This window comes from Marinobacter denitrificans (assembly GCF_008795955.1).
Taxonomy (GTDB): Bacteria; Pseudomonadota; Gammaproteobacteria; order Pseudomonadales; family Oleiphilaceae; genus Marinobacter; species Marinobacter denitrificans.
In genome coordinates, this window is the sequence record NZ_VMHN01000004.1 from 64,889 (window position 1) to 85,518 (window position 20,630).

General features: G+C 58.6%; 16 protein-coding genes. 8 read left to right on the plus strand and 8 right to left on the minus strand.

The window, feature by feature from the left end; all coding sequences use genetic code 11:
- The first annotated feature begins 15 nt into the window (after positions 1-15).
- The gene (locus FO268_RS13785; protein ID WP_150993912.1) at positions 16-2,376 is read left to right on the plus strand and encodes a DUF6351 family protein; all 2,361 of its coding nucleotides are present in this window, start codon (positions 16-18) and stop codon (positions 2,374-2,376) included.
- 135 nt (positions 2,377-2,511) lie between these two features.
- Complete coding sequence (locus FO268_RS13790) at positions 2,512-3,165, plus strand: hypothetical protein (protein WP_150993913.1); 654 nt, start codon at positions 2,512-2,514, stop codon at positions 3,163-3,165.
- A gap of 5 nt (positions 3,166-3,170) precedes the next feature.
- Here the strand turns inward: FO268_RS13790 and FO268_RS13795 are convergent, their stop codons facing one another.
- Positions 3,171-3,794, minus strand: a complete 624-nt coding sequence (locus tag FO268_RS13795; protein ID WP_150993914.1) for an L-threonylcarbamoyladenylate synthase — start codon at positions 3,792-3,794, stop codon at positions 3,171-3,173.
- Positions 3,791-4,135 (minus strand): BolA family protein, encoded by a 345-nt coding sequence (locus FO268_RS13800; protein ID WP_150993915.1) that lies wholly within the window; start codon positions 4,133-4,135, stop codon positions 3,791-3,793. Before FO268_RS13800 ends, FO268_RS13795 begins: the two co-directional genes overlap by 4 nt.
- Positions 4,136-4,258: 123 nt before the next feature.
- On the opposite strand from FO268_RS13800, the gene FO268_RS13805 reads away from it, so the two are divergent.
- From FO268_RS13805 to FO268_RS13820, 4 genes are all read left to right on the plus strand, one after another.
- Positions 4,259-6,424 (plus strand): DNA topoisomerase III, encoded by a 2,166-nt coding sequence (locus FO268_RS13805; protein WP_150993916.1) that lies wholly within the window; start codon positions 4,259-4,261, stop codon positions 6,422-6,424.
- Between the two features lie 116 nt (positions 6,425-6,540).
- Positions 6,541-7,266 carry a response regulator transcription factor gene (locus FO268_RS13810; protein WP_150993917.1) on the plus strand — a complete coding sequence of 242 codons (726 nt, stop codon included), beginning with the start codon at positions 6,541-6,543 and terminating at the stop codon, positions 7,264-7,266.
- 1 nt (position 7,267) lies between these two features.
- A complete protein-coding gene (locus FO268_RS13815; protein WP_150993918.1) occupies positions 7,268-8,905 on the plus strand; it encodes a FecR domain-containing protein in 1,638 nt (545 codons plus the stop codon).
- A gap of 33 nt (positions 8,906-8,938) precedes the next feature.
- Entirely contained in the window at positions 8,939-11,515 is a 2,577-nt protein-coding gene (locus tag FO268_RS13820; RefSeq protein ID WP_150993919.1) for a CHASE2 domain-containing protein, read from the plus strand.
- Here the strand turns inward: FO268_RS13820 and FO268_RS23010 are convergent.
- Entirely contained in the window at positions 11,499-11,900 is a 402-nt protein-coding gene (locus FO268_RS23010) for a fibronectin type III domain-containing protein (protein WP_225316710.1), read from the minus strand. The two genes, FO268_RS13820 and FO268_RS23010, sit on opposite strands and share 17 nt — an antisense overlap.
- Positions 11,901-12,130: 230 nt before the next feature.
- Positions 12,131-12,751 carry a Crp/Fnr family transcriptional regulator gene (locus FO268_RS13830; protein WP_150993920.1) on the minus strand — a complete coding sequence of 207 codons (621 nt, stop codon included), beginning with the start codon at positions 12,749-12,751 and terminating at the stop codon, positions 12,131-12,133.
- Between the two features lie 116 nt (positions 12,752-12,867).
- Between FO268_RS13830 and FO268_RS13835 the strand changes: the two genes are divergently transcribed.
- Together FO268_RS13835 and FO268_RS13840 are read left to right on the plus strand one after the other, a co-directional pair.
- A complete protein-coding gene (locus tag FO268_RS13835) occupies positions 12,868-13,056 on the plus strand; it encodes a YgaP family membrane protein (RefSeq protein WP_150993921.1) in 189 nt (62 codons plus the stop codon).
- Between the two features lie 66 nt (positions 13,057-13,122).
- Complete coding sequence (locus FO268_RS13840) at positions 13,123-14,052, plus strand: TerB family tellurite resistance protein (protein ID WP_150993922.1); 930 nt, start codon at positions 13,123-13,125, stop codon at positions 14,050-14,052.
- 56 nt (positions 14,053-14,108) lie between these two features.
- On the opposite strand, the gene FO268_RS13845 is transcribed toward FO268_RS13840, so the two are convergent.
- From FO268_RS13845 to FO268_RS13860, 4 genes are all read right to left on the minus strand, one after another.
- Complete coding sequence (locus FO268_RS13845) at positions 14,109-16,766, minus strand: AAA family ATPase (protein WP_150993923.1); 2,658 nt, start codon at positions 16,764-16,766, stop codon at positions 14,109-14,111.
- On the minus strand, positions 16,763-17,884 hold the full coding sequence (locus FO268_RS13850) for a metallophosphoesterase family protein (protein WP_150993924.1): 1,122 nt from the start codon (positions 17,882-17,884) through the stop codon (positions 16,763-16,765). Before FO268_RS13850 ends, FO268_RS13845 begins: the two co-directional genes overlap by 4 nt.
- 38 nt (positions 17,885-17,922) lie before the next feature.
- Positions 17,923-18,672 carry a CLCA_X family protein gene (locus tag FO268_RS13855; RefSeq protein ID WP_150993925.1) on the minus strand — a complete coding sequence of 250 codons (750 nt, stop codon included), beginning with the start codon at positions 18,670-18,672 and terminating at the stop codon, positions 17,923-17,925.
- Between the two features lie 160 nt (positions 18,673-18,832).
- Positions 18,833-20,584: a protein adenylyltransferase SelO gene (locus FO268_RS13860; protein ID WP_150993926.1), complete on the minus strand. Its 1,752-nt coding sequence runs from the start codon at positions 20,582-20,584 to the stop codon at positions 18,833-18,835.
- Positions 20,585-20,630 lie beyond the last annotated feature (46 nt).

Below are 20,630 nucleotides of genomic sequence, written 5' to 3' on the forward strand. Positions count from 1 at the left end.
ATGGAGGGATCCACCATGACTACGATAATAACCTACAGCCGTCTTGTAGTGGCGGCACTGCTAGCGATTGTTCTTACCGGCTGCTTCGGCCAATACCCGGATATTCACCTCAAAGTCCTGTCCAGCGCCCCGACCCAGGTCAGCGGCGAAGATGTACTGGTGGGGCTGGCCGGTGAAGATGCGGACAGCCTAACAGACGTGGACCAACTCGAATTCTGGCTGAACAACTCGGAAGTTCAGCCCACCATCCGTTCTGGCCGCAATGGCCCGGAAATCCTGGTCAGCGGGCTGGAGGAAGGCGCCAACCGGTTTGAAGTTCACCACTCCGAGTATGGCCCTCTCGATGCCCTGGAACTGACGGCTTATCCAATCACCGGCCCGATATTCTCGGGGCCGCAGCAGTATCCGTTTGTCTGTACGGTGACGACGGAACTGGACAAGCAGCCACTTGTAGACACTAACGGCGACACCGGCTTCCCCGTGCTGGACGAAGATGGCAACCAGATCGGCCTGAGCAGGGATTGCTCGATTGAGCCCTATGTCACCTTCCAGTATCGAACCACTGACGGAAACTGGGCGCCGTTGCCGGATGACGGCAGCCGACCGGCTGACATGGCCACAACGGAGCTTACGGATGGCCGTACCGTGGACTTTATCGTCCGGCAGGAGCGCGGCACCATCAACCGCTTTATCTACAGCTTTGCCACCCTGGCGGAGCTGGGCGACGACCCCTGGGCGGCTTCCACAGAGAACTGGAATGGCCGGCTGCTGTTCCACTTCGACGGTGGTGTGGGCATCGGTCACTCCCAGGGCGGCATCAACAATAGCCGGGCGTTACATCCCGATACCCTGCAGAAGGGGTATGCTGTTATCTATTCCAGTGGCACCCGCACCGACACTCATTACAACCTTCAGGTTGGCGGGGAAACCGCGCTGATGGTGAAGGAGCACTTCGTAAAGCGCTTCGGCGTACCTGACTACACCGTCGCTATCGGCGGTTCCGGCGGCGGCATCCAGCAGTATGTCTACTCCCAGAACCATCCGGACCTGCTAGACGGCGGTGTGCCCCAGTATTCCTATCCGGACATGGCTACCCAGATCATCCATGTCGCCGACTGCGAACTACTGGAGTACTACATGGATGCCACCGATCGGAACAATCCGAAATGGCAAACCACCGCAAACCGCAGCCTGTTGGTCGGCTTGAATTCCAACGACAGGTACCCGGACCCGTTTGCCGAAATCAAAACCATGCTTGGCTACAGCACTGCTCCGGGTATGACCGAGTGTATTCCCGCCTGGCGGGGGCTGACGCCGCTGGTGATGAACCCGCATTTCGGCATGGCCGATAACCAGGAGTTGATGCAACCGGAGGGCGTCATGAACGACGTGCACTGGACTCACTACTCGGATGCCAAAAACATCTACGGAGTGGACGACAGCGGCGAACCACGTACCCTGTTTGACAACGTGGGTGTGCAGTATGGTCTGAAAGCCCTGAAAGACGGCAACCTGAACAAGGCTGAATTTCTCAAGCTGAACGCCACGGTGGGCGGCTGGAAACATCCGTCGGAAATGGTTCAGGAAGGTTTCCCGTTTATCGGGTCGATATCCGACGTAATGGCCGACCCTACGGTCTTCGACCCGTGGAGTTCACGGAACATGAACCTCAGCCCGGACGGTGGTTATACCCCGGCGCCACGGACCAGGGGCGACCGTAAGGCCATAAAGGCGGCCTATACCTCGGGGCAGGTGTTCAACGGCAAGCTGAACATGCCAGTGATCGACTGGCGGCATTACCTGGAGGAAGTCCTGAACATGCACAACAGCCATCAGTCCTTCTCGACCCGCCAGCGCATCATCAACCGGATGGGCGACGCCGGCAACCAGGTCATCTGGTTCACGGACGCCCGCCCAACCGACTATTCGGACCCGGCGGAGCCGAAACCCCGGCAGGAATATGACCACACCGGGATGGCCCTTGAGGTATTGCACGAGTGGATTACCAACATCCAGCAGAACCCCGACCAGAGCATTGCAGACAACCGCCCCAGCTCAGCGAGGGACGCCTGTTTCGAGACCAACGGTGACCTGATCGATTCCGGTGATGGCGTCTGGAACGGCATTCTGGACGACGGCCCGGCGGGTACCTGCACAGAGCAGTTCCCGACCTACTCCACGTCCCGTATGGTCGCGGGCGGCCCGATTGAGGGAAGCGTCTTCCAGTGCAGGCTGAAGCCAGTAGCCATTGCGCTTCTGGACGGCACCTATGGGAATATCCATTTCACCAGACAGGAAATTACCCGCCTCAAAGAAATTTTCCCTGAGGGGGTATGCCACTACAAAACGCCTCGCTCGGGTCATCCCGGACGCTGAGCTGCTGTTTTGCTTCCATGAAAAGGGCACCCGTCGGGGTGCCCTTTTGGTTGGTGGCCCGTTTTGTGCTTATTCCTGCCAAAGACAAGACAACTGTCAAAATTTCCTCAGTGACCATGGGAGGGCAAAAGAGCCATGTCGCTGCTTACATCGCTGATCAAAGCCAGTACCCAGTTCCAGCAAGCCATGGAAAAGCGCTCACCGGTGGCACCGGGCAACACTCCGGCTAAGCCTGCAGTGCCTGAGGCTCCGGCGTCTGCGACTGATGACCGTTTCACCATGTCTGAGCGGGCAGGTTTCGAGACCGGCCGCCCCAAGGCCACCAAATTGTCGATGGCGGAATACAAACAAACCGTCGGGCAGGACCTTGCCTACATGCGGGAAACGTTGCGGCACAAACTTGCCGAGTACAAACTCAACCCGGCCACAAGTGTGGAGGTGTCAAAGAACGAGGGAGGCACCATCAGCCTGGGTGGCGGCATACCGGAACAGGCCCGGAACCAGATCGAGCAGGACCTGAACAACAGCAAGCCCTTCCGGGAAGCGTTCAGCCGCCTCAGTGCCAGCGAGCCGACCCTGCACTTTGTCGACAACGCCCTGAAGCTGAACAAGGCATATGGCGTGAACAATTCACTGCTGGATACCCTGGTGAGCGAAAACCAGCAGTTCAACGGCCTGCAGGATCTGGCGCACCGCTATGACAGCATGCGCCGTACCATCAATACCGACCAGACGGCTGGCTATACCGACCGCAAGGAATTCGCCCTGAGCCTGAATACCCGGGCCTGAACCGGTTAAATCCGGAAAGGCTCAGGATCACCTTTACCAACGCGAGTCACTTCCGGCGCCGCGCCAGTCATGTTGACCACGGTGGTTGCCTCAAGCCCACAAAAACCGCCGTCGATGATCAGATCCAGTTCGTGCTCCAGGGCCTCCCGAATCTCTTCCGGATCGGTCATCGGATCCTCTTCGCCCGGCAGTATCAACGTGCTGCTCATGATGGGCTCACCAAGCGCTTCCAGCAGCGCCTGGACGATGGCGTTGTCCGGCACCCTCATGCCAATGGTCTTGCGCTTGGGATGTAACAGGCGCCGTGGCACCTCACTGGTGGCATCCAGAATGAAGGTGTAGGGCCCCGGGGTAAAGGTCTTGAGCAAACGGAAGTGGGTGTTGTCGACTTTCGCGAATACACCAATATCCGAAAGATCCCGGCACATGAGGGTGAAATTGTGCTTGTCGTCCAATTTGCGGATCCGCTTGATACGGTCTGCTGCCTGCTTGTCATCCAACTGACAGCCGATGGCGTAGGCCGAATCCGTGGGGTACACAATCACGCCACCCCGCCGCAGGATATCAACCGCCTGGTTGATGAGACGTTTCTGGGGCGTTACGGGATGAATCTGGAAAAACTGGCTCATTGGTCACCCCCGGATACAAATGCGGGATCCTTCTTCGAGCCGCCCATGCAGTTGGGGGACTCGGGTGCTGCCTGACCGGTCGCCTCCCACTCCTTCGGCGAGTATACGTGAAGCGCCAGAGCGTGAACGCCACCGGCCATTTCATCCGCCAGCACGCGATAGATGGACTGATGCCGCTTCACTTTACCCTGCCCCTCAAACTCCGGGGCCACCAGAGTCACCTTGAAGTGGGTTTCAGAATTGGGTGGCACGTTATGTTTATGGCTCTCGTTTTCAACCATGAGGTGGTGGCTGTCAAACGCGTTGGTGAGCTTTTGCTCAATGGCTTGTTGTAAAGACATAAACAGGCCTGCTCCTGATTGAATGTGTTACGGAACAGTCTACTACACGTAGCGCTGTGTTACCTTGACAGGATCGGGGCAAAGCGCCATCTTCCCTCCCCACCCGAAAATTGCTTCCGACTTATGCGCCTTTATATTGCTGAAAAACCAAGCCTGGGCCGGGCTATCGCCGCGGCTCTTCCTGCCCCCCATCAGAAGGGTACGGGCTGGATTCGTTGTGGCGAGGGAAGCAGCGCCTGCACCGTCAGCTGGTGCATCGGCCACCTGCTGGAGCCGGCGGAACCTGCCCAATACGACCCACGCTGGAAGAAATGGCGCCAGGAGGACCTGCCCCTGTTTCCCGGGCGCTGGGAGGTAACGCCCAAAGACACTGTGCGCCAGCAACTGAAAGTGCTGGAGTCATTGGTCCGCAAGGCAGACACCATCATTCACGCCGGCGACCCGGACCGGGAAGGCCAATTACTGGTGGACGAAGTGATCCGCTATGTGGGCGCCACCTGCCCGGTGCAACGGATCCTCATCAACGACCTGACCCCGGCGGCCGTGGCAAAGGCCATCGATGCACCGAAAGACAACCATGAATTCCGCCGCCTGTCCCATTCCGCACTGGCACGCCAGCGCGCCGACTGGCTGTACGGCATCAACCTCACGCGCTTCTACACCCTCTCTTATCAACAGCAGGGGGAACAGGGCGTCTATTCCGTAGGGCGGGTACAAACACCGGTGCTGGGGCTGGTGGTGGCGCGTGACAACACCATTGAGAATTTCCAGCCCAAACCCTTCTTCCGGATTCAGGCACACTGCCATGGGGTAGACGAAGAGGCCGACCAGCAGAGTTTTGGTGCACGATGGCAGCCTGCTGAAGCCTACAGGGAATACCTGGACGAAGAAGACCGTCTGGTGGACGGCAAGGTGGCCAGACAGATAGCCAACGACATTGAGGGGCGCCCGGGAAAGGTTACCGAATCACGTTTCCGGGACAGGAATGAAGCCCCACCGTTACCGCTCTCCCTTTCTGCCCTGCAGATTGAGGCAGGACGACTGTTCCGCATGGGTGCCAAGGATGTCCTGGATACCGCCCAGAACCTGTATGAACGCCACCAGTTAATCACCTATCCCCGATCGGATTGCCGTTACCTGCCAGAAGGGCACTTTGACCAGCGCCAGAAGGTGCTTCAGGCCATTGGAAAAGTGGCCGGCCAACTGGCGCCAGCCTGCGAAGCGGCGGACCTGAACCGCCGCACCGAGGCCTGGAATGACAAGAAGGTGGATGCCCACCACGCCATTATCCCGACCGCGCGGCAGGCGCCATCGGGCAGGCTGAGCGAAGCGGAACAGAAAATCTATGAGCTGGTCAGCCGTTATTACCTGATGCAGTTCAGCGCCGACGCTATTCACCGGGAAGGCAAGCTGGCCATCACGATTGGCGAGCACGCCTTCAGGGCTACCGAAACCGCGGTGCTGCAGCCGGGCTGGAAAGAGTTGGAAATCCGCCAACGGGAAGCCCGGCAGGAAGCCGCCAAACCACCGCTTCCCCGCCTGGAAAAGGGCGACCCGATACTGTGTGATTCCGTCGAAATCGCTGAGCGCAAAACCCAGCCCCCACAGTATTTCACCGATGCCACCCTATTGGCGGCGATGACCAACATCGCCCGCTTTGTCAGCGACCCGGAGCTACGCAAAACCCTGCGGGAAACGGATGGCCTGGGCACCGAAGCAACCCGCGCAGCCATCATCGATACCCTGTTCCGCCGCGACTATCTGTACCGGGACAAACGCCACATCCGTTCCACCCCCAAGGGCAAGGCCCTGATTGCCTCCTTGCCGGAGTCCATCAGCAAGCCGGATATGACGGCTATCTGGGAAGCCACTCTGGAGAGCATCCGCCGGGGCGAGGGAAACCCGAAACAGTTCATCGAAGACCTCAAGGAGCAGCTCCGCGGCTTCATCAACGCCCCGAGCCCGGAGGCAAAAAATACCCCGCAAGCCGATGGGCAGCCCCATTGCCCCAAGTGCCGTGCCCCCATGCGCCAGCGGGAAGGCAAGTTCGGTGCCTTCCATGCCTGCGTGCGCTTTCCGGACTGCAAAGGCACCCGGCAGATTGAAGACCGGGTACCGGAGGACGGCACCAGCGACAAACCGGTGCCCTGCCCTCACTGTTTTTCCCCACTGGTTCGCCGAAAAGGCAAAAATGGCTGGTTCTGGGGCTGCAGTAATTTCCCGGGCTGCCGACAAACAGTTGATGACGACAACGGCCAGCCTGCGCTCCGTTTACGCAACACTACATAACGACACTGAAGCCGGATTGCGGATTTGTAATAATGTGAAGTGGTATTCAACAATTTTTCCCCGCTTGCAGCCGGGGCCTGGACTTTACAGTGCTTTTTTATGTCGGGAGACGTGTAATGCGTATCGCTTTGCTTGAAGACGAACACGAACAGGCACAGCACATCCAGTCCATTCTTTCTGAGCGCGGGCACCACTGTGACAGCTTCCCATCCGGCCAGTCGTTTCTGAGCGCGGTACTTCACCGTAGCTATGACTTGCTGATTATGGACTGGCAGATCCCCGACATGACCGGCATTGAAGTGCTGGAGCACGTACGAGCCCAGCTTAACTGGCAGATACCGGTGGTATTCCTGACCCAGCGCGACAGCGAAACCGACATCGTACGGGCACTGGACGCCGGTGCCGATGACTACCTCTGCAAACCGGCCCGGGAAGCGGAACTGGTGGCACGTATTAACGCCCTGGCTCGCCGTACCAACCCGGACAACGAGAAAGAAGTGCTGGTCTACGGCCCGTTTGAGATCAATACCCAGCTGCGGACCATATCGCTTCACGGTGACGTGCTGACCCTGACCGACAAAGATTTCGACCTGACCCTGTTCCTGTTCCAGAACCAGGGCCGCCTGCTGACCCGGGAAATGCTGCTGGAGCGCGTGTGGGGGCTGGCCCGGGACATCAACACCCGAACCGTGGACACCCATATGAGCCGTCTGCGGCGCAGGCTTGGCCTCAACCCTGAGAACGGGTTCCGGATCAAGACCATCTATCAGCGGGGCTATCGCCTCGAAGCCATGAAGGCCACCGGCCCGGATGCACACGCAGTCGCTACGGAACAGGCCTGAAATGATACAACGCTCCACCCGCACGCTGGCTCACGTTGTTCTGCTGCTGGGCAGCCTTTGGCTCGCACTTCCTGCCCATGCTGAGCTGTCCGTTACCCGTGGTTCCCAGCCGGGCAACTCATTGGCTGAATCCGCTCCCATTCCGGAGTGGGTATATACCGTTCGGCCGGGCGAAAGTTTTGACGAAATTGCGGAGATCCTGCTCGCACGAAACGTACCTGCGAACCGGCTGCTGCAGCATAACGGCATCGACAATCCTGCCACGGTGGGCAGTGGCGACAGCCTGCGCATCCCCCTGGCCTGGCTCCAGCGTCAGCCTGACCCGGCGCGCGTTCGCTCTGTGGCTGGCCAGGTACAACTTATTTCCGGCAGCGACAGCAGCAAGCGCCCGCTGGCCAGCGACATGCTGGTGCGGGTGGGCGATGAAATACTGTCCCACTCCGGTACCGCCACTGTGGAACTGGCAGACGGCTCGGTTGTACGCATCTCCCCGAACTCCCGCCTGGCATTCAACAGGCTGACCCAGTACGGCAAATCCGGCATGGTGGACACCAGACTGCGCCTCGACCGAGGTGAAATCGAAACCCAGGTAAAACCGGTGATTGAAGGCGGCTCCCGCTTCGAAATCGAAACACCGTCTGCGGTTGCTGCTGTCAGGGGCACCATGTTTACCCTGAGGACCGCGCCCGGCAAGACCGATCTGCGGGTTACCGAAGGCGAAGTGTCTTTTGGCCCGCCCGGAAAAACCCGCCGCATTCCCGCCGGGTACAGTGCCAGCGTCTCAACCGTTGGCGTGGGTGGCATGAGCATTCGCCAACTGCCGCCTGCACCAGCGGTCAATCCGCTTCCGCCGCAGCTGAAACAATTGCCAGCGCAGCTTAGCTGGCAACCCAATGGAGCCAGTGCACACCGGGTGGACATTTTTGATGCGGAGTCCGGCCGCTGGATGGACAGCCGCCGGGTAACCGGGGACAGTTTCAATATTGATCTGCTGGACAATGGCAACTACGACATTCACCTGGCATCGCTGGACAGCCGCGGCATCGCAGGCATGCCCGGCATCCTGAATGTAGAGGTGGACTTGCAGGCGCGAACGGCCACCCTGGAACAGCCAGAGGCCGGTGCTACAGTGAATGACGACATGCCGGAATTCCGCTGGCAGGTTCATGGCGAGAACGAAGTGGCGCGAGTAGAGATCGCAGCAGACGACGAGTTTGGCAACCTGGTGGCCACCAGCGAATGGGCGCCAGACCAGAGCGCACTGCCGTCCCGCCCACTTTCGCCGGGGCAGTATTACTGGCGCGTGGTGACCGAAGCCGGAGGCAATTCCGTAGCCACCAGCGAAGCCCGCGCCCTGGTGGTTAACGGCACTCTGCCACCGGTACGCATCATCAGCGTTAACTATGTGGACAGCCAGGTTCGGGTGTTCTGGCAGAAGGTGGATACGGCGGCGGAGTATCGTCTGCAGCTGTCCGAAGAGCCCCGTTTCAACAACATTATTAAAGAGGCTACCCTTTCGGATACCACGGCGGCCTTGCGCCTGATTCCCGGAAGACGGTATTTTGTGCGCCTGAAAGCTCTTTCTGATGGCCCCCTTGAAAGCCGTTGGGGACCAGGGAGGGAATTGTTCCTGGAGTAATCCAGTACACCTTGATATCCGACAGCAGGCCTCATGACCCGGAACTGGTTTCCAATAAAAACGACCCCGTGGACACTCGGCCTGCCACTTTTGATCATCCTGTTGTTACTGCAGGCCACATCCATTCCCCAAAGGCTGGATTACTGGCTTTACGATGCCCTGATTACCGCCAATCCTGCAGAGGCCTCTGACGACATAGTCTTAGTCGCCATCGACGAACAGAGCATGGATCGCCTTGGCCGCTGGCCCTGGCCGCGCAGCACCCACGCCCGGCTTATCGAAAAACTTCATCAGGCCGGCGCGAAAACCATCGTTTTCGATATTCTGTTTCCGGAACCGTCTCTGGACGACCCTGAACTGGCAGTAGCCATGCGCAACCATGGCGACGTGATTCTGCCACTTCACCTGTCGCCGCCCTCCCGCAATTACCTGATCAGCGAGCAGCTACCCGTGCCGGAACTGGCGGACGCTGCGTCGGCACTCGGGCATGCCCACGTGGAGCTGGACGAAGATGGCCTGGCGCGGGGTGTTTATCTGCTGAATGGGCTGGGGGACCAGCTATGGCCCAGCCTGGCCCTGGCTGCCTCCGAAAAAACGCTGCCAGTTAAAGAACCCGGCGAAATCGCGCCTTACACCAACGTAAGGCAACACTACAGAGCCGTACCATTGGCCGGAGGGGCCGGCACACTGCCTACCTGGTCCTACACGGAGATACTGCAAAGCCCTCCGTCGCGGGAAGCCTTCCAGGGCAAAACCGTGTTCGTGGGCGCCACGGCCCCAGGCTTTGGTGACATCCTGCCCACTCCGTTCTCCGGACTTCGCCAACCCATGTCTGGTGTGGAGTTCCATGCCAACAACTACTCGGCACTGGTTGGGGATGAGCTGATATCAAAAGTGCCTAGGGCCACCGCCATCGGCCTTGCCCTTTTCACCATCATTGTTCTGGCCCTCGCCCTGCCCCGCATGAGGCCGGCAAGAAGTATTCTGCTGTGCCTGGCATGGGTGGGCGTACTGGCTATCGTGCACGCGTTGCTGCTGTTTTACGGGCGGTTATGGCTGCCGGTATCCCACTCCATCATTGTTCCACTGCTGGCACTTCCGGTATCCAGTGCGCTTCGGCTCGCCATGACCAATCGTTTTCTCAACCGGCAACTGGACGAACTGGCCAGAGGGCCTACCATGACCCTCCAGGAGCCCTCACGCCGCCATCCGCCTCAGCTACTCAGTCACTTCCAGGCTCTGTTTCAGCCTGAAGGCTGGTTGCTGGCCGAGGGTGATGACGTTATTACCGCCTCCGGGCTCACCGAATCCGAGATTCCGCCCCTGGACAAGCCCGGCGAGTGGGTTCATATCGATAATCAGAGCTGGATCAGCCTGGCCCGAGGCGGCCTCACCTATAAACTGGGCCTTAAGCTGTCCAACGATCTGGGCCGCGAGGCTACCCAGCGATACCTCCGCCGCCTGCCGTTGACGGCGAGTAGCACTCAAGCCAGCCGCCCAGGCCCAAGGGAAAACATCTCAGCCCGCATCGAACGCGTACGGCTTGCGACAGAGCGCATGAGCCAGATGCAGAAGTTTATACGGCGCAGCTTCGAGCGTATGCCCGACGGCATTATCGTTACCGACGAGCTGGGCGTGATCCGCTTTGCCAACGGCCATATTGAAGAATGGTTCCGCGAACCCATGCCGAGCCTGAACGGCCTCCCCCTGGCCCGACTTCTGGAAGGTCATGACCCGCGGGAAGCGCCGCCCTGGCACGAAACCGTATCCGAAACGCTGACCCTGGCCCAGAGCCGCACCGTGGACCTGCGCATTCACAACAAGGACTTTCTGATCCACTTTGCACCGTTCTCCCTGCCAGACAGCGACCAGAGCGGCATCATCGCCAACATTTCGGATATCTCTGAACTGCGGGAGCAACAACGCCAGCACCGGGAGGCCATCGACTTCATCTCCCACGACGTTCGCTCCCCGCTGGTGTCCCAGTTGGCGCTGATTGAACAGCTAAAAAGAAACCGCGGCCAGGTAGAACCCGAACAACTGGAGCAGCTCGGCAAACTGGCCCGGCGCAGCTATCACCTGGCGGAGGAGTTCGTGCAACTGGCCAGGGCCGAACAGCTCACTGAAACCCGCTTCTACGAATGCGAGTTCCTGGCCATTGTGGAAAACGCCCGGGACAGCGTCAGCGAACAGGCAGCGGAGAAAGGTATCCAGTTGATACTGCAGGGAACAGAAGACTTGTGGTTAAAGGGTAACGCTGAGTTACTGGAACGGGCAGTGATCAATCTGCTGACCAACGCGGTGCAGTACAGCCCACCGCAATCCATCATCACTATACAGGTCTTCCAGGCCGGCCATCAGGCGTGCCTGACCGTCAGTGATGAGGGTGAAGGTATCGCTCCAGAAGAACTCCCCCATCTGTTTGACCGTTACCGGCGCCAGAAAAGCAGCGAGCTTTCCGGCAACCACGGCACTGGTCTGGGGCTTTCCTTTGTTAACGTGGTGGTGGAAAAACATCGTGGCGAGATCCACGTCGATTCCCGCCTGGGGGAAGGGTCTGCCTTCACCCTGAAACTGCCGGTAACCCACCCGATCAGATCGTTTTACTGACCTGCTCTGAAGGGGCGCTGACGAGACCATCGACATCTTCCGCCTGGATCGTAAAGTACCAGGTGCCGTAATCCAGATTGTTGATGATGTAGTCCATGGTATTGGCATCATCAATGCGGATAACCTCGGAAAGCTCATCCGGGCTCTGACCGTAGCTGATCACGTAACCGGACAACTCTCCCATCTTGATGCCGTCCCCGTTCGCGCGGGTGGCGGGTGCATTCCAGCTCAGCGAGGCAGAACGCTCGGAAAACTGCTGGGGCTCGGCATAACTCGTGCTGGAACTGTCGGAGGTGCCCGAAATACCCTCTACACAGCCTGTAAGAACCAATCCCATGGCAAACGCGGCGATCCATGCCTTCGACACTTTAATGACGCGTTTCATATTTTTATACACCAATATATCGTCAAGGTTGTGAAATTGTATAAAACGCGGGCGAGTATCGATGTGAAGAGTGTCATCATGCCAATTAAAAAATCGTCAATTTTTCGACACGCAACCGTAACTGAACAGCGAAAGGTACTGAGGTGGGGGCAATTTTTTGCCCGGACAGGAAAACAACAGGAAAAAAGGAGAGAAACTCAAGACTCAAGTTTAAAGGTAGAGGGGGTAGCTCAGCGAAGCAGGCCAGTCACTTCAATCCTCCCCCTGGACAGCTTGACCATATCGCGCCTTTCGAGCTCTTTCAGCAGGCGACTTACCACCTCCCGCGCGGTCCCCAGCTCAACAGCCAACGCCTGGTGGGTAATAACCACCGGCCCGCGGGCAGCGCGGCTCAGCAGCCACTCTTCAAGCCGTTTATCCATACGACGAAAAGCAACCTCTTCCACCAGCAGCATCAGGTCATCCAGCCGGCGGCCGTAGGACTCCATAATTCCCAGCCGGAAACCGGCAGACTGGTCCATCAGCCGGTCGAATACCCCACGGGGAATCATCAAAGCCTCTGCACCCTCCTCTACCACTGCCTCGGCACGGTAGGCTCGCCCGGTCATCAGACAGCCGATGGAAAGCGTACAGATGTCATCCGCCTCCATTCGATAGAGCACAATGCTATGGCCGGAGACACCCGTCATCTGCACCTTGACCCTGCCCCCGATGACCAACGGAAGCCCGTGGCAGTGCTGGCCGGCGCTGAACAGAATCTGCCCGGGCGGAAACTGCATCACCCGGGCTTTTTCAAGGGTTTCCTTGCGGAGGGTGTCGTTCAGACGGTCGAGAATACTGTGGCGGGCCATGAAACCTGATCCAGTTGGCGGCATTTGGAAGTCGAATGTGACTTTATCACTGAAGTGGCGCATGCCGGTGGATTAGGATCAAGTCATTACCGCAAAACACCATTGGAGAACGGGAAATGACCAAAAACATGGGAACTGCAGACCGCACCATACGGGCAATCGTTGGCGTTGTGGTACTGGCACTGGTATTCGTAGGGCCACAGACGGCCTGGGGCTGGATTGGTATCATTCCGCTGGCAACAGCGTTGATGGGTAACTGCCCTGCTTATTCGCTGATCGGGATTAAAACGTGTAAGAGGCAGTAGACATCCGAACGAAAAAAGGCAGATCATAATCCCGGATCTGCCTTTTTGCGTTAAGGAACAAGGAACATGGCTCAATTCGAACCCAGCGACGGGATGCGAGATGTCGAAACTGTTGTGCGCGACCCCTTACGGTTCAAGCTGAAACTCGACATTGGTGACCAGGCCTACGCCTCTCTGCGCCTGAAGAAATACCTCCTGGATAGCGTCGACGCCGCGAACGGAGCGGCCACCGGGTTCATCTTCGCAAAATCATCCGTGGTCGCATCCACCTTTTTCGCACCTTCAGGATTTCTCGGCGCGCTGGGCATCGGAACTGCCGTCACCCCGGTGGGTTGGGCCATAGCCGCAGGGGTAGCCGGCGCAGGACTGAGCCTGATCATCGGCAAGCGGTTAGTAAGAGGCTCCTCTGACCGAGTCAAACAGATCCCCGACTACATCAATACGCCGATGGATGTTCTGGCCACCGGGCTCTTCGACATGATCGCAACCCTGGGGGTAAAACTTGCCGAAATTGATGGCGAGCTCGTCCAGCAAGAGCGTGACTTCATCACGCGCTATTTTGTCGACGACTGGGGGTACGACCCGCTTTTCGTTCAACAAGGCCTGAAGCTGATCGAAGAACAGTCCGATCAGCATTCCATAGAAGAAATCACCGAACAATTGGCCCGCTTCAAGAAAGCCAACCCGGATTGCAATTATCGGTCTATGTCGAGAGAGATCGTCACCTTCCTGAATGGCATAGCGGAAGCAGACGGCTATGTGGATAAGCGCGAAGAAGAAGCGGCTGAAAAGGTGAAAGCCATATTTGAAGATATCAATTCCATCACCACGACGCTCTCAGAGTCCGCCAAAGCCGGCGTGGAGCAGGTATCCCGTTATGGTAAGTCCACGCTTAATGGGCTGGGTTCAGGGCTTGATAGAACAAGGAAGGGGTTCCGGAGATTGAAGTCTCAGTCCCGGGAGAAGCTTTCGCGGCTGCGGTCGAAGGACCGGTAACGGCACAAAATGGGCAGCACTGGTTCATTGCGAATTTGCAAACCCATATTTATTTTCTACACCAGGTTAGCAGACCCCCGCTCTTTCATCGCCAGAATGTCCCTCGGCACCACGCCCAGGTCACTCCACTTTTCAGGATGGCAGGTAAACAGCAGTATCTGGTGGCGGTTGGCCGCGTCGAACAGGATGCGTTTCATATCTTCCAGGCGGTCTGTGTCGCTGTGCACGAGGGTGTCGTCCAGTATTACCAGGGTGGGTCTGCCGGCTTCGCGTAGCAGATCGGCATAGGCGAGGCGGCTGATCAGGCCCATCTGTTCGCGGGCGCCGAAGCTCAGCTCGGCGATCTGCCCCAGTTCGGTTCCCCGGGTGAACGTGCCCGGGCGGAGGTGTTCGTCCACTTCCAGGGTGGCTTGTGGGAACAATAGTGACAGGTAGTGGTCCAGATGTTTCTGCAGGGGTGCCTGCAGGCGGCGGGTCAAGGCCTGCCGTTTTTCAGCCAGCAGGGTAAGCAGCAGGTCCAGCGCCCGGGCGCGGCGATCCAGTTCCTGGTAGCGGCGGTTGCACTGTTCAAGGTCGGCGACTTTATCGTTGAGTTGCTCCTCCAGGCCTTCGGCACCCCAGGCTTCCAGCCTTACCTGTATATCTCTGAGCTCCCGTTGCCGCTCTTCCTGGGTCTGGCGTAGGTTGCTGATACTGCGCTGGTAGCGTTCGATGTCCTGCTTCAGGATAGCCGGATGGGCCTGCTTTATTTCCTGCTCACGGGCTTGCAGGCTGGCCTCCAGCCGCCGCCGTTTTTTTTCAATTTCAGCCAGCTCTGTTGAAAGACTCTTTAGCTGTTTCAGCCGCTCCGGATTCTGCACTTCATCCTGCAGCTGCTGCCACTCGGTTCTGGCATTGTCACGGGCCTGGCGGCGGGTCAGGAGCTCGGTCTGGTGCTTCCGTTCCTCGGTTTCCGCTTCTGCCAGCCGCGTTTCAGCATTGGTGCGACCAGCTTCTGCTGATGCCACATCGATTGCCTGGCCCTGCTGGTCTGCCTCCGGGGCCGGGCTGTTCTGCAGTTCGGTTTTTGCGTTCTGTAGTTGGGATTGGGTTTCTTTCTGGTCCGCCAGCAGCTGCTCCATTCCCACCGGCGCAACCGACTTGAGCAGTTCACGAGTATGTTGCAGCGTCCGCTCTGCGGCATCGCAGGCTGTCAGACGATGCTCTGCCTGCTGGGCGGAATCCACGCCCAGGGTTTTCATCTGTTGACCCAGGCTCTGCTCAAGCGTGGAGAGCTTGCGCCGGGTGCTGGCCAGGTCTTCGCCACCGGGCGTGATTCCCAGGGTGCCGACACCCGGTACTACCAGGCTGGTTTCCTCGAGCAGCTGTTTCTCGCCCTGCCCCTCCAGGGGTTCGTCGTTCAGTGCCAGGCTGGCGTTCGGCTCCAACTGCCAGGTCAATCGGGTTGCGATGGTCTGCGAACGGATGGTTTCTTCTTTCAGCTGATGCTCTGTCTCTTTCAGGGCTTTTACTGCCTGGGCATCAATCTGGTTCTGCCGGGCCTGTTCCCTGGCCTGTTCGAGTTCCTTCTGGTACTGACGGGATTTTTCAAGGTTCCGCGTCAGCGTCTGGTTCTGCTGTTCCAGGCGATGACTCTCCCGCTCAAGCCGGGCACGGGTTTCGTGAAGGCGGGCCTGGTGGACCTGCCTGGTAGCCACATCATAGGCGGCCTTTGCTTCCTGAACACTGTTCGTGATGGACGGGCTGCGCGCCTCGGCCTGATCCAGCTCCCGCTGGGCTTTATCCAGTTCCGCTTTGCGGACATCCAGTTTTCTGTTCAGGCTTTCCAGCTGTTCCTGGTTCTGCCGCAGCAGTTGATGTCTGCTCTGCAGGTGGTTGAGGATTTCTTTTTCCTGGGTCTGCTGTTGCTCCAGCTTTTCTACCTGATGGTAGCGTTCCTTGGCCTGCTCAAGCTGCCGCTCTGCCTCTTCCCAGGGGCGTTCGTGCTGGGTGCGCTCGTAATCCTGGGTCAGCTTGCCAAGACGGTCTACCTGCTCCTGGTATTTCTGGACGCGGGCCCGCAGTTCGTCGATTTCCTGCTGGTATACTTCCCGCTCTTTTTCCAGTTTCTGGTAGTCACCACGGGGCTTGCCGGTGGGTGTGAAAAGTTCACTCCAGCGAGTTTTGACCTGTTCGACCAGCTCGTCGCCACCGGTACTGGCCACTTCCCCTACCAGAGAATTGAGGGCAGATTTGAGGTGGTCACCGGCGTGCTCCACCGCCTGTTCGATGTTCTGGCCAGTACCCTGTTCAACCCATAACAATCCCGGTACGCCCCAGTGCTCGGGCTTGCTCACGCCTTTGGCGGAGAACTGAAAACCCAGGAGTTCCGCCAGTTTTTCCTCGGCTTCGTCTTCGCTGTAGCTGTCGGAATCAATCTTGAGGTCGCAGCGTTTGCGCTGGAGAAAGCTTTTTACCAGGTGCCAGTTTTTCTGCTGGGTTTCAAAATCCAGCGTGATGGTGGGGGCGGCGGCAGAATCGCCCCAGGGGCGTAGGTCGTCAACGGAACTGGTGCGATAACGTTCGAAAAAGACGGCGCGAATCGCCCGCACCAATGTGCTCTTGCCGGATTCGTTGGGGCCGTGGATCAGGTTGAGCCCCGGCTGCAGGTCGTCCAGCACAAACGGCTGCCGGAATTGTCGAAGCTGCTCCACCTGTAGGCGACGGAGTTTCATTCGCTGACCTCCTGTTTCCGGTCTTTCAGTAGGCCAGCCAGGATGGCCAGTGCATCCCGTGCAGCTTCGGCATCATCATCCTGCTGACGGGCTCTGAGATGTTCGATCACTTCCCCTACGTATCCGTCTGCCCTGAGCGCGGCAATATCATCATCAGTGGGCTCGAGCTGTAGGCCGCTGCGATCGCACTGGATGCTGCGGAACCTGGCCTCGGCTACGGACAATGCATTGATCAGTTTTTCCTCGCCAGCCAAGGTGACGGAGCCTTCCAGGCGAAGATCAATCACGGAGGGCTCGGGCAAGGCCTGTAGCCTGTCCAGAAGCTGGTCCAGGTCCGATTCAACGGTCAGAGTTTCCCGCCACTGGTGCCATCGGTAGCGGGCGGTCTCCACGGTGGTTACGTCCGGTGTCTGCCCCTGCCCGGGTATATTCACCATCAGGGCATAACCGGCTTCGTTGTTACGGAACCGTTCCGGTTCAGGCGTGCCGCTGTACCAGGTGCGCTCATCAATCTGTTTCATGCCGTGCCAGTCGCCAAGGGCGAGGTAGTCCAGACGGGCGATTTCTGCACGGTTCGGCAATATGGGGTTGGCGGAGTCTATCTCGTCGGGCAGCAGACCCTGCACGCTGCCATGGGCCAGGCCAACCCGGGCCAGGCCTTCCGGGATATCGAAGGTGGTGAAGGCTTCGGTGAGGTCACTGTAGGTGTTGCGTTGCGTCAGAGGGGCGCAGAGGATCGCCAGACCCTGGGCCTTCAGGTTGATAACGCCCGGCTCCAGAGCGAGATGGACATTGTCCGGCACTGCACCAAGGCGTTTCGCTCTGGTCCACACGCTTTCCGCCAACGCGGCATCGTGGTTGCCCGGCAGCATTACCCAGGGGCCAGTGAACGCTCTGGTGGCGTTGAACACGCGGCGAATGGTCCGGTCGGAAACGGTCTGGGCATCAAAGACATCCCCTGCCACCAGCACCGCATCACACTGGTGCCCGTTGGCCAGGCGTGCGAGCTTTTCAATGGCCTCGAAGCGTGCTTCGACCAGAGCGGCGCCGTCTTCTGTTTCGAAGCGGCTGAACGCCCGCCCCATCTGCCAGTCTGCCGTGTGTAAAAACTTTGGCATGCAACCTTCCCCGGATCATTACGAAAACGTGGGCAAGTTTAGCCGGCTTTGGCCTGTTCCCGAAACAGCGCGGCGCCCAGTGATTCAAAATAGCGCTGGAAAGCTTCGTTAATTCGCTGGCGTTGGGCACCTTCCGGGTACAGCCCGGCTTTTGCCTCGTCGGAATACACGGTTCCCCGCACCAGGAAGCTGTTCCGAGGCTGACAGTCCTCTACAAAGGCTTCAAAGGCCCGGGCGCAGAGTTCTTCAGGCCGGGCGTAATAAAGTACGTTCAGCCTTGTATCTGCTTTCTGGGATGCGCGAAACAGCGGGCTGGGTGCAGTGCCGTCTTCGTTCAGGAGGATGGCCTGAAAGCAGGCACCCAGTCGCTCATTCAGCGGGTGCTCTTTCTGGCTTGCGCTGCTCAGCCAGCCGTTGGAGGCAAAGCCGTGTTTTGCCAGTTTCCGGAACGCTTTGTTGCCCATGTAATGATCAAACGCGTGAAACCACTCATGGGCAAGGCTACCGGCCCCGGCGTTCTTGGCCAGCGCCAGTTGTCTGGTGGCAGGAATGTAGTGGGCCGAAACACCCAACTGCCCGCCGATGCCGTACTGCAGCCCCAGGGTACCGCGCAGGGAAATCAGAGTTTCCGGGCTGCGGAGAATCGTCATGAGATCACACAGCGCCTGGTAAAACCGGACCGCAGCCCTGTCACGCTCCTGGGGCGTAACCCAGCGACCCACTTCTATGCTGCGGAACTCGAACTGGCGCCTTACCGTGATAAAAGAAACCGGGCGTTGCCCTGCCATGACCATCCTCCCCGTTCAGGTACCTGGCAACACCAGCCACCCACAATACTGTTTATATGTACAGTATTGTGGGTGGCTACGGGCAGAGGGTCAACCTGTTTTAGAATTCAGGCATCGATTTGCAATTGCGCTACGGCGAATCCTGTTCCCGATAGGCTGGTTACGACGAACAGCTGTAATGGGAAACCCCGCCGAGATCAAACAGCTCTGACGGCTTCAACCTGTAGTATTGCGCCTCGACCGCCTCTGATTGCTCGGCGTATGGTTGTGTCAATACGTCCTGCAGCGCGCGAAGTGGCAGGTAGTTGCCTTGGGCTGCCTGCTGATAGGCAGGTACCACCAACCACTCTCGCATGGTGTATTTTGGATTGACGAGTTTCATCTCCCGGGTAAGCTCCTCGCGCGAGCGGGATTCGTTGCCATTTGCGCCATCGGTGGCGAGCCCGATACGCGATCTCCACTCAGTGAGCCATTGGAACCAGCGCTTGAACAGTGCTGCCGACTCGGCGGCGCCTGACTCATCAGGCGACCTGTAGAAGCTCTTTTTGAGCGGCTCAATGTCGTCAGGTATCGACGACAGCTCCCGGAAAAAGAGGGTGTAATCCACGGGCGTTTGTGCCATCAGCGTTATAAGCTCTCTGAAGAGCCCGGCGTCAAAGGCATCAAGCCCTAGCTTCGCTGCCCACATCTTTTCCAGCTCCGTCTTCATCACCTCCGGGAAACCTCTCTCAACCTCCTGGAGTTGCGCCAGGTCGTTCTGATGGGCGTGCAATAACGGCTGCAAGGCCCGACAGAACATCCTGAAGTTTTGTTCGGCGGCCCCGGGCTGGTTCAGGAAGGAGAAGTGGTGGCCTCCACCAGTCCATGGCTGGTAATGGGGATCAAACAACTCACAGAACCCGAAGGGCCCATAATCCAGTGTGAAGCCGCCAGCGGCGCAGTTGTCACTGTTAAAGTTGCCCTGGCAGTATCCGACACGAATCCAGTTCGCAACCAGGGAGGCAAGACGGCCGCGAAACTCGCGCGCGAGCATTACCACTTTTGTAGGAGTATCGAGTGACTGATCAATGACATCAGTGTATTCCCGATCAATGAGGTGAAGCACCAGCTGCTCGAGCTCCTCCATCGCTTCGGGATGTTCCTGTTTCCGGGCGCGACGGCCGAAAAGTTCGAGCTGGCCTACCCGAATGAAAGAGGGTGCAACCCGGGTGGAAATCGCGACAGGCTCTGCAATCATCTGGTCCGGGTCCGCCATGCGGGAACCCTCCGAATACCAGGGCCGCATCACCTTTTCGGTTTTCGATACGTACAGGCTCAGGGAGCGGGAGGTAGGCACGCCCAGCGCGTGCATATGCTCCTGCGCAAGAAACTCGCGAACACTGGATCTGAGAACAGCCCGGCCGTCAGCACCGCGGCAGTAGGGTGTCCGGCCGCCACCCTTTAACTGCATTTCCCAGCGCTGACCGTTGAAAACACCTTCAAGTACCGAGATTGCACGACCATCGCCATAACCATTGCCGGTCTGAAACGGGCACTGCTGGGTGAATTCGGTGCCGTAGATGGACAGCGCATAGCCACACGCCCATCCGACCTTGCGCATCGGCTCCGGAACATGTGCGAGGTCTCCGGAGAACATCCGGATAAAGTCAGCGGACTGGGCCAGACTGCTAGCAAAGCCCAATTCGCTGAACAGACCTTCGCTGTGAGCCACGTATTCAGGGGCTTTTATTGGAGTTGGTGTGACTGGTACATAATGCCCCCTGAAGACCTGCCTCGGCATGTGGTCATCGCCGCCTGGATCTGCATCGGGATCGCAGTTCAGATTGTCCATCAGCGAGTAGTCTGCCATCGGCGCCAGCTCGTCGAGGCTGGCCACTGCGGCGCTCGTTGTTTGCGGTGAGCGATGCTCCATCGGGGCTTCTCCTGATCAGAAAGTTCCGGAGACAGAAACGAAAAAA

What these genes read in the sequence shown, in the direction of transcription:
- FO268_RS13795 (WP_150993914.1), bottom strand. Translation starts at nt 3,794, where the DNA reads ATGAGCCAGTTTTTCCAGATTCATCCCGTAACGCCCCAGAAACGTCTC.
- FO268_RS13800 (WP_150993915.1), bottom strand. Translation starts at nt 4,135, where the DNA reads ATGTCTTTACAACAAGCCATTGAGCAAAAGCTCACCAACGCGTTTGAC.
- FO268_RS13820 (WP_150993919.1), top strand. Translation starts at nt 8,939, where the DNA reads ATGACCCGGAACTGGTTTCCAATAAAAACGACCCCGTGGACACTCGGC.
- FO268_RS13855 (WP_150993925.1), bottom strand. Translation starts at nt 18,672, where the DNA reads ATGGCAGGGCAACGCCCGGTTTCTTTTATCACGGTAAGGCGCCAGTTC.
- FO268_RS13845 (WP_150993923.1), bottom strand. Translation starts at nt 16,766, where the DNA reads ATGAAACTCCGTCGCCTACAGGTGGAGCAGCTTCGACAATTCCGGCAG.
- FO268_RS13860 (WP_150993926.1), bottom strand. Translation starts at nt 20,584, where the DNA reads ATGGAGCATCGCTCACCGCAAACAACGAGCGCCGCAGTGGCCAGCCTC.
- FO268_RS23010 (WP_225316710.1), bottom strand. Translation starts at nt 11,900, where the DNA reads ATGAAACGCGTCATTAAAGTGTCGAAGGCATGGATCGCCGCGTTTGCC.
- FO268_RS13815 (WP_150993918.1), top strand. Translation starts at nt 7,268, where the DNA reads ATGATACAACGCTCCACCCGCACGCTGGCTCACGTTGTTCTGCTGCTG.
- FO268_RS13840 (WP_150993922.1), top strand. Translation starts at nt 13,123, where the DNA reads ATGGCTCAATTCGAACCCAGCGACGGGATGCGAGATGTCGAAACTGTT.
- FO268_RS13850 (WP_150993924.1), bottom strand. Translation starts at nt 17,884, where the DNA reads ATGCCAAAGTTTTTACACACGGCAGACTGGCAGATGGGGCGGGCGTTC.
- FO268_RS13835 (WP_150993921.1), top strand. Translation starts at nt 12,868, where the DNA reads ATGACCAAAAACATGGGAACTGCAGACCGCACCATACGGGCAATCGTT.
- FO268_RS13785 (WP_150993912.1), top strand. Translation starts at nt 16, where the DNA reads ATGACTACGATAATAACCTACAGCCGTCTTGTAGTGGCGGCACTGCTA.
- FO268_RS13830 (WP_150993920.1), bottom strand. Translation starts at nt 12,751, where the DNA reads ATGGCCCGCCACAGTATTCTCGACCGTCTGAACGACACCCTCCGCAAG.
- FO268_RS13805 (WP_150993916.1), top strand. Translation starts at nt 4,259, where the DNA reads ATGCGCCTTTATATTGCTGAAAAACCAAGCCTGGGCCGGGCTATCGCC.
- FO268_RS13790 (WP_150993913.1), top strand. Translation starts at nt 2,512, where the DNA reads ATGTCGCTGCTTACATCGCTGATCAAAGCCAGTACCCAGTTCCAGCAA.
- FO268_RS13810 (WP_150993917.1), top strand. Translation starts at nt 6,541, where the DNA reads ATGCGTATCGCTTTGCTTGAAGACGAACACGAACAGGCACAGCACATC.